This window comes from Anaerotruncus sp. 80 (genome assembly GCF_009936115.1).
In the GTDB taxonomy this organism is placed as follows: domain Bacteria; phylum Bacillota; class Clostridia; order Peptostreptococcales; family Anaerovoracaceae; genus Senimuribacter; species Senimuribacter intestinalis.
Map to the genome: position 1 here is coordinate 248,969 of NZ_QWES01000001.1, position 14,041 is coordinate 263,009.

General features: G+C 43.7%; 13 protein-coding genes and 1 other annotated feature. Of the genes, 2 read left to right on the plus strand and 11 right to left on the minus strand.

Annotated elements, in window-relative coordinates:
- Nucleotides 1–6: 6 nt before the first annotated feature.
- From D1155_RS01135 to D1155_RS01145, 3 genes are all read right to left on the minus strand, one after another.
- Nucleotides 7–933 carry an ABC transporter permease gene (locus tag D1155_RS01135; RefSeq protein WP_160200572.1) on the minus strand — a complete coding sequence of 309 codons (927 nt, stop codon included), beginning with the start codon at nucleotides 931–933 and terminating at the stop codon, nucleotides 7–9.
- Nucleotides 934–948: 15 nt separating this feature from the next.
- Nucleotides 949–1,863, minus strand: coding sequence for an ABC transporter permease (locus D1155_RS01140; RefSeq protein ID WP_160200573.1), 915 nt, complete (start codon nucleotides 1,861–1,863; stop codon nucleotides 949–951).
- Nucleotides 1,864–1,924: 61 nt separating this feature from the next.
- The gene (locus D1155_RS01145; RefSeq protein ID WP_160200574.1) at nucleotides 1,925–3,559 is read right to left on the minus strand and encodes a peptide ABC transporter substrate-binding protein; all 1,635 of its coding nucleotides are present in this window, start codon (nucleotides 3,557–3,559) and stop codon (nucleotides 1,925–1,927) included.
- Nucleotides 3,560–3,867: 308 nt separating this feature from the next.
- Between D1155_RS01145 and D1155_RS01150 the strand changes: the two genes are divergently transcribed.
- Nucleotides 3,868–4,476, plus strand: a complete 609-nt coding sequence (locus D1155_RS01150; RefSeq protein ID WP_160200575.1) for a GntR family transcriptional regulator — start codon at nucleotides 3,868–3,870, stop codon at nucleotides 4,474–4,476.
- 251 nt (nucleotides 4,477–4,727) lie between these two features.
- On the opposite strand, the gene D1155_RS01155 is transcribed toward D1155_RS01150, so the two are convergent.
- From D1155_RS01155 to D1155_RS01185, 7 genes are all read right to left on the minus strand, one after another.
- Entirely contained in the window at nucleotides 4,728–6,419 is a 1,692-nt protein-coding gene (locus D1155_RS01155) for an AAA family ATPase (RefSeq protein ID WP_160200576.1), read from the minus strand.
- A 159-nt stretch (nucleotides 6,420–6,578) separates the two neighbouring features.
- Nucleotides 6,579–6,938 (minus strand): 50S ribosomal protein L20, encoded by a 360-nt coding sequence (rplT, locus tag D1155_RS01160; protein ID WP_160200577.1) that lies wholly within the window; start codon nucleotides 6,936–6,938, stop codon nucleotides 6,579–6,581.
- 19 nt (nucleotides 6,939–6,957) lie between these two features.
- Nucleotides 6,958–7,158 (minus strand): 50S ribosomal protein L35, encoded by a 201-nt coding sequence (gene rpmI / locus D1155_RS01165; RefSeq protein ID WP_160200578.1) that lies wholly within the window; start codon nucleotides 7,156–7,158, stop codon nucleotides 6,958–6,960.
- A 33-nt stretch (nucleotides 7,159–7,191) separates the two neighbouring features.
- Nucleotides 7,192–7,716 carry a translation initiation factor IF-3 gene (gene infC, locus D1155_RS01170; protein ID WP_160200579.1) on the minus strand — a complete coding sequence of 175 codons (525 nt, stop codon included), beginning with the start codon at nucleotides 7,714–7,716 and terminating at the stop codon, nucleotides 7,192–7,194.
- Nucleotides 7,717–7,730: 14 nt separating this feature from the next.
- Nucleotides 7,731–7,859: a sequence feature (ribosomal protein L20 leader region), on the minus strand.
- A 76-nt stretch (nucleotides 7,860–7,935) separates the two neighbouring features.
- Nucleotides 7,936–9,108: a M20/M25/M40 family metallo-hydrolase gene (locus tag D1155_RS01175; RefSeq protein WP_160200580.1), complete on the minus strand. Its 1,173-nt coding sequence runs from the start codon at nucleotides 9,106–9,108 to the stop codon at nucleotides 7,936–7,938.
- A 15-nt stretch (nucleotides 9,109–9,123) separates the two neighbouring features.
- Entirely contained in the window at nucleotides 9,124–10,509 is a 1,386-nt protein-coding gene (locus D1155_RS01180; RefSeq protein ID WP_160200581.1) for an SLC13 family permease, read from the minus strand.
- Nucleotides 10,506–11,438: an MBL fold metallo-hydrolase gene (locus D1155_RS01185; protein ID WP_160200582.1), complete on the minus strand. Its 933-nt coding sequence runs from the start codon at nucleotides 11,436–11,438 to the stop codon at nucleotides 10,506–10,508. The genes D1155_RS01180 and D1155_RS01185 overlap by 4 nt, the downstream gene beginning before the upstream one ends.
- Before the next feature lie 178 nt (nucleotides 11,439–11,616).
- Between D1155_RS01185 and D1155_RS01190 the strand changes: the two genes are divergently transcribed.
- Nucleotides 11,617–12,981 (plus strand): sigma 54-interacting transcriptional regulator, encoded by a 1,365-nt coding sequence (locus tag D1155_RS01190; RefSeq protein ID WP_160200583.1) that lies wholly within the window; start codon nucleotides 11,617–11,619, stop codon nucleotides 12,979–12,981.
- Nucleotides 12,982–12,985: 4 nt separating this feature from the next.
- Here D1155_RS01190 and D1155_RS01195 read toward each other — a convergent pair whose 3' ends face one another.
- Nucleotides 12,986–13,903, minus strand: coding sequence for an AEC family transporter (locus D1155_RS01195; RefSeq protein WP_160200584.1), 918 nt, complete (start codon nucleotides 13,901–13,903; stop codon nucleotides 12,986–12,988).
- Nucleotides 13,904–14,041: the final 138 nt, after the last annotated feature.

Sequence of the window (14,041 nt, forward strand, 5' to 3'; positions counted from 1 at the left end):
CTCCTATTAGGAACGCAGGCGCGGGTCTAATGCGTCACGCAGTCCATCGCCGATCAGGTTAAAGCAGAGCAAGGTGATGCTCACAAAGATACAAGGAATAATAAACTGATATGGATAGCTCTTAAAAGATTCTGATGCAATTTTAATCAGCTGACCCCAGCTCGGTGTCGGCGGCGCTACGCCAAGACCGATAAAGCTGAGGAAGGCCTCGTTAAAGATAACCGACGGAATCAGCAGGGTCATCTCTACAACCAAAATACCCAGAGCATTTGGAATCAGGTGCTTAAACACCAGTCGTTTAGACGATGCTCCCAGCACCGTACTTGCCATAACAAAGTCTCTCTCCTTGTTTTGCAGCACCAGGGCTCTGGTGGTTCTCGCTGCACCCAGCCAGCCGGTCAAAGAAAATGCAATAATCAGCGTAAAGATATTGCCGCTTCCCAGTACCATCATCAGCAGAATGTTGTAAATCAGAGACGGAATACCCATGAGGATATCGATGATACGCATGATGACCATATCTACAACGCCGCCAAAGTAGCCGGCAAAACCGCCCACAGTCATACCGATCAAATATGGAATCAAGGTTGCCGCAACAGCAATGAATAAGGAAATTCTTCCTCCCTGCCATACACGAACCCAAAGGTCACGCCCCAGGGTATCTGTGCCAAACCAGTGTTCTCCGCCCGGCCTGCAATTGATAGCAGAGTAGTCGTTGCTGTAATAGTTATATTGTGAAATCATCGGTCCAATCAGTACCAGCAAAAGAATCAAAGCAAGTATCCATAGAGCCACGATGGCTGTTTTTCTCTTTTTAAAGTTTCTCCATACATCTTTCATAAAAGTTGTAGGCGGACGAGATATCACCTCGGCAAAGCCGTCGCTTTGCACCAGAGCTGATAGATCGTCTTTACGAAATTTTGTCTGTGTCATTCCTCTTTCTCTCCTTTAACTTGTTCTGATTCTAGGGTCTACAATGCCATACAGAATATCGACGATAAAGTTCATCAATACCAAAAAGCTTCCATAGAAGACGGTCAGTCCCATAACCAGCGGATAATCCAGTGTGCTGACTGCGTTGACAAAGTGCTTGCCAAGTCCCGGGATTACAAAAATTTGTTCCACAACGAAGGAACCCATTACCACACCTGCAATAGCCATGCCCATGCTGGTCAGAATCGGAATCATCGCGTTCTTCAGCTCATGGCGCAGGGTAACCTTTACCGGCGATAAGCCCTTAGCGTAAGCTGTTTTGATGTAATCCTGGGTCGTAATGTTTAGCATGCTGGCACGCATACTTCTGGTGACGCTGGCGATGGTTGCCACCGACATGACAAATGCAGGCACGATAATATGCTGCATCGTTCCCCAGCCGGAAACCGGAAATAGGTGTAGCTTTACGCCAAGGAAGAAACGAAGAAGCGGTCCGATTACCATACAAGGCAGGGAAATACCTGCAACTGCAAGGACTATCAAAAGATAATCAGGCCACCTGTTTTTAAATTTTACACATAAAATGCCGAATAAAATTCCCACCGCATAAGCAAAAAGAACTGCAACCAGTCCCAGCTTTGCCGAAATAGGGAAATGAGTTTTAATAATATCAGAAACACTTCTACCTACATATTTCAGGGAAGTTCCAAAATCTCCGTGAAGCAGATTTTTCATATAAGTCACATACTGCTCCATCACCGGCTTATCAAGGCCGTAGTATTCCATCTGCTGCTGCTGGATTTCCTTTGGTACCTTGTCATTTAAGAATGGATTGCCCGGAAGCAGCTTCATCAAAAAGAAGGTCAAAGTAGCCAGCACGAAAATGGTCGCTAAAGAGATTAAAATTCTCTTAAAAACATATTTTGCCATCTTATTTCTCCAATAAAATGGGACTGACTGATTATCTCATTCAGTCCCATATTCCAATAACTTATTCTGTCAGTTCAACGTAAGTTGCATCGATATAGTTTCCGTATGTGATGCCTTTTACATTTTTTGTATGTGCACAAAAGCTCTTGGACCAGTATGCAAGGATGCTTGCCGGGTCGTCGCAGGCAATCTTTTCCATATCAAAGAGCAAATCCTTACGTTCTTTTAAGGTTTCAGCACCCTTAGCTTCTTTATAGGTCTTAGAAAAATCTTCGTTCTTGTAGCCAAAACACTGAGAGCTGCCAAAGTCATACGCGTCAGCAATGCTGTCTGTGCTCGCCCAGTCTAAGGTACCGAGAGTCTTTCCGCCCCACCAGATGTCCCATTCGCCGTTATCGACCTTGCTCAGCATCTGCTGAATCGGAAGTGGGTTTAAGCTGCACTTGATATTCAGTGTGGACAGAATCATATCCTGTACTGCCTGCAAGGCCATAGTGCTGTTCTGAGATTCGTAGCATACCATGGTAAGCTCCGGTACATCGTCGATGCTTGCACCCAGCTCTTTCAGCGCAGCTTCCAGGCATTCCTTTGCCTTTTCCGGATTTCCTTCCGCCGGCCAGGCTTCAAACGGGTACTCCTCATTAAAGGTCTTTTCTACACCCAGTGCATCCGGCGCTGTAATACGAGTAGCCGGCTCTGCTGCTCCTGCGTAGATACTGTCGACCAATGCCTTTCTGTTTACTGCATAGTTGAGGGCACGTCTGAAGTTTGTATTTTCCATAAAGCGTTTGCTTTCTTCTGTACAGCCGCCGGAGTTCATATGTACAAACTGATAACCTGAAGTAAATGGATCAATCACAATGTTTCCGTCCTCAATGTCTTTTACTGACTCATAAGCAAAGGCTACCATTGCGTCCACTTCACCGGCAGACAGCATATCCGCAGCTGCTTTTTCTTCCACGTCTACGGTAAGCTCCATGCCGTCAACCTTGATGGAATCCTTATCCCAGTAGTTTTCGTTCTTTGCAAGGATAATCTTGCTGCCGTGTTCCCAGGAAGTCACAGTAAAGGCCCCGTTACCCATGAACTTTTCTGCTTCACTGCCGTACTCGATTCCGTATTCCTCTACCACATCTTTCTTCACCGGTGCAAACCAGTAGTTGGATAATTCATAGAGCTTTTCAAGACCAGAAGACTCAAAGGTAACCTTCAGCGTGTGTTCATCTACTGCTTCAACGCCTACATCTTCTGCCTTACATTCTCCCTTAAAGAACTCTTCACCATTCTTGAAAATAAAACCTCTGTCAGCATTGCCACAAGCATTATCTGCAGTGATTAAATTTAAGAAAGAATAGGCGAAATCCTCTGCTGTCAGCGGCGTACCGTCGCTCCAGGTTGCCTCTTCTCTCAGGTTGAAGGTATATTCTTTTCCATCATCGCTGACAGTCCAGTCCTTGGCAACGCCGGGTACGATTTCACCACCTTTAAATCTGACGAGAGTTTCCACCAGCAGAATCGCAACTTCATAAGAGCCGTCATCGTTGATGCTTCTAGTGTCAAGAGTCGTCGCATCATAGTTTCTAGCCCAGCGGAAAATCTTTGACTGGCTGCCGTCTCCGTCGTCTCCGCCGCCGCAACCGGTTACCATGGCTATACAAAGCAGTACAGCTAGCAGTGAAACTAATTTCTTTTTCATTTTTTCCTCCTCATTTGACTTCTCCAATTCCCTTTTGAGCCGTCTAATCTGTCTCCTCATTTCTGATTCTTTCTGTGATTAGATCACTAATTGGATTATAGTCTCCTCGCTGGATTTTGTCAAGTATTTATCTGAATTTTTCTACTATCATCAAATATTTTATCCCGCATTAAAGACCTGTCTTTATTTTGAAAAAAGACGAAGACTCTCTATTTTTCTTGTTAGATACGCCTTGTAAATTTTTTCTTGCCAAAAGTCAGAAAATGGTATAATCTATGGTTAGATAGTTTTAACAAAGGAGACCAGTTATGGATTCTATAGTAAACCGTGTTTACGATGATCTAAGACGCCGCATTCTGCAGAATGAGTTTGGACCAAACGGTGTTTTAGTAGAACAGGATATTGCCGAGGAATACAAAGTTAGCCGCGGCAGTGCCCGCGAAGCCATGCAAAAGCTTTGCGAAGCCAAATTTTTGATCAAAAGGCCTAGAAAAGGCTATTTTATTTACAATTTTTCTACCAGGGAAATGCAGGAAATTATACATACTCGTTACTTCCTGGAAGTAGGTGTTGTTAAGCATATCATTGCCCATTGCACTGATGAACAAATTCGCGATTTATACAACTGTATAGACGGCGAAGAGTATCCTACTTTACCTGAAAAGGTAGTCAACCGTCAGTTCCACCTGCAAATGGCTGAACTTACAGGAAATAAGTTTCTCGTAGAATTGCTGGAATCACTCCTTGCCTTTACCGTTCGAAAAGCAATTCATCTTTCCACCTCCAGCACCAAAAGTAAGCACGAAGCATTAATTGAGGCTCTTTTAGCAAGAGACGAAGAACTAATATGCCAACGCTTAAGAGAGGATTTAGACGTTGAACCTCTATTGCCGCAAAGCGACCTTGCATTCAGATAATCAAGGTCATGATTACCTCTTCCAGCAATAGTTTTTTCTATGGTCGCAAAATATTTGATACTCTTTATACTCTAATAATAATCCACCGGCTTAGCCGGTGGTTTTCGTTCTACAAGAAAAGGTATAGCCTCAAGCCTTTATGATTCAGCTTGACTCTATACCTGTTTTCCTCTAAAAACCCCTTTAAGTTTAGACCTCCGCCAAAGTCTACCCCCCCCCTAAAAAGTTTATAGTCCTTTAAAATTCTAGTTTTATTCAGCTTTCTTCACCATGCAGCCCTTCTTGTACATTGCAATTCCGTACTTTAATATCGGTCTGTATCCGTCAGCTGAAAGTGGTGCAGCATAATCCTGTGCTTCTATCTGCTGCAATGCCTCTTCGCATTTCTCTTCCATCTCTGCAAAGGTCTTTGCCACTTTTAACTCCAAAATCATAGCTTTTCCCATAAATTTCTTTTCACAGAGAATCAAATCCGGTCTGCCCGTTCCACTCTCACGATTGGACTGCACCATATACCGACCTGCATTCTTCAAAAGCCCTGTCAAAAATCCATGGTAGTAGCTCTCCGCATAGTCGAAGTAGCTGATGGTGTCCATCAGCTGCTGGCTGATGAAGTTCTCAGCCGCTTCGCAGTCCCCTTCTTCGAAAGCCTTGATGAGACTGCTTCTATCCACATTTGCTATCTTTTGATCAAACCATTCTTTGATGCTTTGTTCATAAATGGATGCAATCTCCTCGTTGGGAATCGCCATTTCAATATAGATATTCCGTTTCTCTATTCGCTGGCCTTTCATCTTTAGATATCCAGTGAAGAACAAAAAGTTCCATAGATTATCTTTCGATGTGTGAATATCTCCGTAGGTAATTTCTTCGTGAACCGGTTTTTCTATGGTGCCGCCTTCCATCAAAATCTCCAGCTCCTGGCGGGTCATATCGTCGGCATCCTCCACAAGTTCCTTTACAATTCCGTTGCTGGAAGTGTTGGACCAATAGGGTTTTGTTGAAATTTGATTACCCGACAGCACGCTTTTCGTATAGTTTAAAATGCTCCACGGATTGTAAATTTCTGTATTTCCGAAAAGATAGCCGTCATACCAGTCCCTTGCCTCGCAAAACCTGTCAGAAAGGTCATAATAGGCAAGCATCTCCTGCACTTCTTCACCCGTAAAACCAAAACAGCTGCTGTAATTCTCGCTGATAATCGAATGAATCTCTAAATTGTTCAGTCCTGTAAAGATGCTCTCCCTGCTGATTCGTAGGCAACCTGTCACTACACCAAACTTCAGATAGGGATTGGTTTTCAGGGCGGACTCAAAGAGGGAGCGGATGAAGCCAATCATTTCATCGTAAAATCCACCGAAATATGCACACTCTAAAGGTACATCGTATTCGTCAATGAGAATCATTGCTTCCTTCCCATGATATTTGTACAGGCACTCGGACAGAAATCGTATTGCGTCTGCATATAGAGAAGCTTCTTCTCTTTCTTCCAAAATCGCCTCGTATTTTTCCTGTGCGTTTCCGTTCATTTTTCCAGCAAGTACGTACTGATGTCTGGAAAACTCTGCAACAATTTCCCGTTTTAACATAGTGTACGCCATTGCAAAGTCACTTTGTTTGGCTGATTTTAGCGACAAAGAAATCACAGGGTACTGCCCCATATGGGCAAGATACTTTTCTCCGGAGCCCATGATAGCAAGCCCTTCAAAGAGATGGCGATTGTCTATTTTCTCGCCTTCCGGCGTTCTCTCATCTTCAAAGAAACGACGAAGCATGGAAAGATTCAGGGTTTTACCAAAACGGCGGGGTCTTGTGAGCAGCGTTGTCTGTGCCCCTGTATCAAGTAATTCCTTTATCAGCAAGGTTTTGTCTACTAAATACAAGTCTTCTTCTTTAAATTTCTTAAAATCCTCAAATCCAATGGGAATTCTCTTCTTATCCATCTTCGACTCACCTCTTTTTCTTCGTATCTATAGTATACGTGAAAAATGGGAAAATCACAAGTAAGATTTTCCCGTTTACTTTCGCTGTCACAGTATGCGTTTTTCAGCCAAAAAAGTCGTTTCACCAAATGGTAAAACGACTTTCGATATGCTTATGATTTATTTTCCGCAGTTCTTCTTTGCTGTTTCGCAAAGCTGTGCAAATGCAGCTGCGTCGTGGATAGCCAGTTCAGACAGCATCTTTCTGTTGATTTCGATACCGCTCTTCTTTAGACCGTCCATCAGTCTGCTGTAGGACATGCCGTTCATTCTTGCAGCAGCGTTGATTCTTGCGATCCACATCTGTCTGTACTGTCTCTTCTTTAACTTTCTGCCAACGTAAGCAGATCTCAGCGCTCTCATTACTGCAGGGTTAGCTGCTCTGAAGACCTTGCTTTTCTGTCCATAGTAACCCTTTGCTAATTTTAAAATTTTCTTATGTCTCTTGTGGGCGTTTACGCCTTTCTTTACTCTTGCCATGATTCATTACCTCCTAAAACTATTTTGCCATTGATCTTAACATTCTCTTAGTGTCAGCACTGGTTAAAATTGTGGATTTTCTAAGACCCATCTTTCTCTTCGGAGTCTTCTTAGTAAGAATATGGCTCTTGTATGCCTTGTTTCTCTTGATTTTACCGGTTCCAGTTAATTTCAGTCTTTTGCATGCGCCTCTGTGGGACTTCATCTTATTCTTTGCCATGATGATTTTTTCCTCCTATGTTAATACAAAGTTTTACTTATCAGTTTTCGGTGCCAGGAACATGGTAAGGCTTCTGCCTTCAAATGTCGGCTTCTTATCAATGGTGCTGACCTCACTGCAGCATTCTGCGAACTTATCCATAACTTCGCGGCCTTTTGCAGTATAGTCTTTTTCTCTTCCTCTAAATCTGAGACTCACCTTGACTTTGTCCCCATCCTGCAGGAATTTGCAAGCGGTCTTAGCCTTCACCTGAATGTCATGATCTTCGATAAAGGTACTCAGTCTGATTTCCTTTACCTGCATGTTCTTCTGCTTTTTCTTGGCTTCTTTTTCTCTCTTCTGGATTTCGTATCTGTACTTTCCGTAATCGAGAATCTTACATACCGGCGGCTTGGCGTTAGGTGAAATATTGACCAGGTCAAGCTTCTTCTCATCTGCCAAAGCAAGCGCCTCGTCTCTGCTCATAATACCGAGCATCTGACCGGTTTCATCGATGACACGCAGTTCTTTGTCACGAATTTCTTCGTTGATCTTGTTCTCCTTACTAATGGTTCGCACCTCCTGTGGTTTCTACACAAACAAGAAAGCGGGCACTTCATGTACCCGCTTCAAAACACGCTAAAACGCGCATGTTTCAAAATTATTAACCCAGCAAACTGACTGTCTGAAAGGTGAGAAGCGGATAACTTCTTCTTCATTACTGAAATAGGTTATCATATTTCCACGCCTGTGTCAAGGAAAGTTTTTGGATTTCCAACGACTTTCAAGAAATTTTCCTTATAGTGAAAAGTGTTCTTTCTTGATTTTATCCAAAAGTTCCTCATCTGTAAACAGCCTATAGGTCAATTCCAACAAAAACTTTGCACTGTTTAAAATAGCCTTATGGACAGCTGGCGTCGTCATTGCTCTTGCAAATTCATAGGTATGTGGTACCAGTCCTTTCCCAATGCCCATACATGGGTGGAATGCTGCGCAAGCGGTCGCCACATTCCCGATATCAGAAGAACCATTGCCCTGATTTTCCGGTCTGACTACTTCAAGTCCCAAACTATGAAAACAAGTGTCCATCACTTCTTCCTTTAGAGGTCCCGTAAAATAATCGTCATAGTCTTCGCCCGCCGGCAAAATTTCCACTTCTGTGCGTGTTGCCATTGCTGCCGCCTTTGCGCAATTTTTCACCCAGCTTGTAATATCGTTGAGCTGATGTCTTCTGGGCGCTCTAGTGATAAAAACCGCTCGGGTCTTGTCAGGTATGATGTTCGCTGCCTTTCCTCCATCGGAAATATAGCCTGAAATAATCGCTTCTTTAATGACATGCTGTCTCATCATATCTGTACTTTCAAATAACAGACGCACTGCATTCAGCGCATTCCTTCCTTTCTCCGGACATGCCGCCGCATGCGCCGGCGCACCTTTAAACACAAACTCCATGCCGTCCAAGGCGTAAAACTGCACCGCAGACTGATTTTCGCCCATCATGTGCACCATTGCCGCAAAATCATATTGGTCAAAGATGCCCTGTCTTTGCATAATTACTTTGCCGCCGCCCCATTCTTCGTCCGGCGTACCGATGATATCAATTTGCACATCACCCAACTGCGCCTTCACTGCATTGACTGCCAAAATCGCCAGAACGCTTGCTGCTCCCGATGCACAATGACCGCAGCCGTGTCCTATTTCCGGCAGGGCATCGTACTCTGCCAGAAAGACCGCTTTTTTCCTGCCTCCAGGATTGATAGACGCTTTAAATGCTGTCGCCATGCCGGCAAAAGGATATTCCACCTCTATTCCATATTTTTCAAGCAATGCTACGATATTCTTTGAGGATTCAAACTCCGCCGATCCAAGTTCTGGATTTGCCGCCATACAATCGCTGAGAGCATACGCTTCCTCTTCAAAAGCTGCAAGACCTTCACGGAGCAGCTTTTTATGTGTTTTCTCTGACCACATGTCAATTCCTCCATTTTAATACCCGATGACACCTGCAATTACCATAATAATCACGCCCGCTAAAACTTGCAAGAGGAAAACCGGCAAAATCCATTTTGCCCACTTCTCGTAAGGAATTTTTGCAAGAGACAGAGCCGCCATCATGATTCCGCCTGTTGGAATAATAATGTTGGATAAACCATCGCCCATCTGATATGCAAGAACAACCGACTGTCTGGATACTCCCACCATGTCACCCAGCGGCGCCAGAATCGGAATGGAAACGGCTGCCTGACCGCTTCCAGATGGAATCAGGAAATTCAGGCAAGTTTGGAACAGGAACATACATGCTGCACTGACTGCCGCCGGCAGCCCTTCCATTGCGCCTGCAACATAATATAGAATTGTGTGCATGATATTTCCATCGGTCAGTGTAACCATAACAGCACTGGCAAAGCCCACAACCAGCGCGCCGGCTGCGATTTCCGCCATGCCTTTCCCCAGCGCCTTTGCATAGTTGTTAAAGCCCATACCTTCAATAACAGCAACAACAATTCCCATGCCGAAAAAGAGTCCGGAAATTTCGTCCAGATACCAGCCCCATTTGGTGACACCAACAACCAGCAGAATCAGAGACGCAATAAACGCAAGCAAAATCAGTTTTTGCTTTCCTCCAAATTCTTTTAACTTCGCCATTGCATCATTGTCCATTTCCAAACGATCCTGTTCATACATGGACGACAGCTGCGGATTCTTCTTTACTTTCATCGCATACCGCATCGTACAAATGATTGAAATCCCAACCATTACAACAAAAACTGCGATTCTAAACGAAGATCCGGAGAAAAGCGGAACCCCTGCAATGTCCTGTGCCACACAGACCGTAAACGGATTTGTTACAGCACCTGCAAAACCGGCACTGGTCGCTGACATAACCATCACCATACCTGTAATAGAGTCAAAGCCCAGTGCTTTTGCCAGTCCAACCATAATTGGAACAAACAGAATCAGCTCTTCTGCCATTCCCACAAAAGCAGAACCCAGAGAAAATACAATCATCACGATAGGAATCAGTAAAATTTCTTTTCTGGCTGCTACTTTTGCCAGCTTGCCAAGGCCTGACTCTACAGCACCGGTCTCAGTCAGCACATTGAAACTTCCGCCCACAATAAAAATCAGAAAGATAATGGACGCGCTGCTTTGTAATCCTCTTGGAATTGCAGTCAGAAACTGTATTAACGATACAGGTGTCTGATCAATTCTGTGATAAGTTTCCGGATTCAGCACTTCCTTTCCGTTTTCAAGAGTAATCATATCATAAGCACCCGCCGGAATAATATAAGATAATACCGCACAAACAAAAACAATTCCAATCAATAAAATGTACACGTGAGGCATCTTAAATTTCTTTTTCTCGTTCATTTCTTTTTCTCCTCTACCTTTTCATTGGTATATACGACAGAAAATCCATCGCCCTTTTTCTCACACAAAATGCTTTCTTCCTCCAGATACTGATGACCTTTGCCGACACCTTTTTCTCCATCCGGTACAGATTCCTTTTCTATAATCGTGCGGAGCACTTCTGCAGTCTCTCTGAGCTTTGCTGCCGGTGCAATAAAATCGTTATGAGAGCAGTAAAGCTGCACATCTTCTGGAATCTCTCTGCTGAGTCTGTCCATCGTCTGCCAATACATAGATATGTCCGAACAGCCAAACTGCGCACAATGAAAGTGTGCGTACAATGCACCCATATAGAACGTATCTCCTGTAAAAAGAATTTTATTATCTTCATCATACAGCATAAGGGAGTCGAAACTGTGCCCCGGTGTATGCAGAACGCGCAGTTTACGATTTCCTAAATCAAAGATATACCCCTCCCTGACAGCTTTTACCTGATACGACGGCACTGCATATCGGTCCGGTGCAAAACCTTGCGGATAGCCTCCTTTAAACATATCTTCATCCATCTGCGCACCTACATCTGCGCAAGTCAGTCCTCTTTTTGCAATCCCAGACACATAGGAATCCACACAGCTGTTAACTGGTTCAAAAATATGATTGCTTCCAATATGATCAAAGTGAAAATGGCTGTTTACCGCAATCATTTCCCCTTGATAAAGCTCATCAATCAGCGGCTTTACAGGAACAATTCCCATACCGGTATCAAATAAAACCGCCCTGTCTGTTCCTACAATCAGAAAGAAATTTACTTCCTGAAAATGCCGCGGTTCCGCAATCGCATAGACATTCTTAGGCAGACGATAAACCTCATACCAGCCCCCATCATTTTTTACATCCATTCTCTCGTATTTCTCGTAATACGCCCGTCTGGGCATATCTTTCCACTCCATACTATTATCTCCTTTCGCTGGTTTACGATATCGTTACTGTAATATAGAGCAAATTCCGTGCCAAACAAAAAATCAGTATTTTCAGCCATAATCTTGAGATATCCGTTTACTTTCGTATCAATTTTCTTTATAATAGTAATATAATTTTTTACTCTTGATCGAATCGGAGGTTGCTGATATGCGTTATGAAGAAATCGCTCGTTCTGTCTTTCAAATGCAGAATTTTTTCGATGAGCTTACCATTTTTGATACAGATTGTATCTGCAGATATTGTGAAATCACCAATCCAGATACTTACAGTTTTACTGCCGACGAAATCATCGGCAAACATCTCTTTGAAATTTTCCCATCTGCCAGCGAAGAAAATAGCGAAGTATACAGTGTTGTAAAGACCGGTCAGCCGATCATTGGCTATGAAGAAAACGGCATCACCTATAAAGGCGACCACGTAAAAGGCTATAGCAGCGTATTTCCGCTATATCATAAAAAAAAACTCATTGGCGCTGCGCTTGCGCTTAAATTTATCGGCAACGAATACAAGAACGAATATATCAGCGTGCAGGATTTTTCCAGTAGGCGAAGCAAAGGCGCTGAAAACTACACGATCGATGATATTATTACCATCGACCCGGATATGGAAAAGCTAAAACAGAAGATTATAAAAGTACGTAATATGGATTCATCAGTGCTGATTGAAGGCAGCACCGGTACCGGCAAGGAACTGATTGCACAAGCTTTGCACTACTCCAGCAACCGTGCACCCATGCCCTTTATCTCCCTGAACTGTTCCGCAATTCCTGCCAATCTTCTGGAAAGCACATTGTTCGGTACAGAAAAGGGCAGTTATACCGGCGCCGTTACACGCAAAGGACTCATCGAACTTGCAGATCAGGGCACGCTGTTTCTCGACGAAATCAACTCCCTAGATATTGCGCTGCAGGCAAAACTATTAAAAGCCATCGAAGAAAAATCGGTGCTTCACCTTGGCGGCCATCAGCCAATTCATGTCGATGTTCGTATCATTGCTGCCATCAACGAAGAGCCCTTTGCGGCAATTGCGGCAGGGCATCTGCGAAGCGACCTGTTCTACAGACTCAACATCATCTCCTTCAAACTTCCGCAATTAAAAGACCGTCAGGGTGATGTTGACCACCTGACGGCATTCTATATTGATCAATTTAATAAAAAATTCAACCGGGATATCTGCGGCCTTACTGAAGAAGCGATACGTCTTTTCCATCTGCACGACTGGCCCGGCAATGTCCGTGAACTGCGAAATATGCTTGAGGGAGCCTTTGCTATAACTGAGAATGCATTCATCTCTGCAGATGACCTACCGGACTACATGAGAGACCGTGCTAGCACCACACCTGAAAACAGCAGTAAGCAGCCTTGCACCTATCAGGAATACCTGGCAGCTTTCGAAAAACAACTTCTAACAAAAACCCTAGCCTCTTATCCGACAAAAACTGAGGCTGCTAAAGCACTTGGTATCACAAAACAGGCCCTCAACTACAAGCTGACCAGTCTGGGTTTGAAATAAATCCTCAGCCCATTAACGTCAGCAGCACTGGTATCATCGGTAGTGACAGCAAAGTTGTCAGAATCACGCCGGCAGACGCCAATTCTTCTTTATAGCCCTGTTCCGTACAACCCATAGAAACCATTGCCGCAACAGGCATCCCCAGAGAAATGACCGCAGCGCCTCGAAGGACTCCATCAAAACCAAGGAAAGTCATCACAACGTAAACCACCGCGGGAAAGAGTAAGAGACGAATGGCAGCAACCAAATACAGCTTCCTATCACAGGAAAAAACACTTTTGATAGAATAGGTACCAATGCCTGCGCCAATGACCACCATAGAAAGCGGAGATGCCATTTCTCCAATGAAATTGCAAACCTCCGCTGCACCGTCGGGCAGCTTCACACCGCCAAAGAACATAGCAAGCGCCAAAAGAGAAGCGACTGTACCGGGGTTCAAAAGTTCCCGCACAGAGAGTTTTCCCTTTGTCGTACCAGCGCCTTTGCAAATCTGCCATCTAGCATAAGTATAGTATAAAATGTCAAATCCCAGATGAAAAATACTCAGTTGAAAAATACAGCCACTGCCGTAAAGAGACGCTGTCACAGGATATCCCATATACATCGTATTTCCAAAGATATAAAACTGTTCATAGACAGGTCTGTCTTCCTTTGGAATTCTTGTCAGCACATTGATTCCCTTTGCAATAAACGGAAGCAAACAGTAAAAAACACCGCCGACCAGAACAAATCGAATCAAAAGTTCTTTGCCCATGGCGCCGTCCGCCTCACTGAGAGAAGTAAGAATCACCAGCGGCAGACAGACATCAATGACAAAAGTGCAAAGCTTCTGATTCACGTCCTTTGTAAATATGTCTTTCTTGTTCAAATAGTAGCCAACTGTAAGCGCTAGCAGTAATTTGCAAAGAGTAACGATAATCATAAAATTTTCCTTTATATATTTCCTGATAAAATGTATCGGCAGCAAATGCCAGCTTTTTTATTTTATCATCTATTCTGCATAATTGCAAAATCATTTTTAAATAATCGTGAACAAATGTTTACTTTTTGTTCGTTTTAT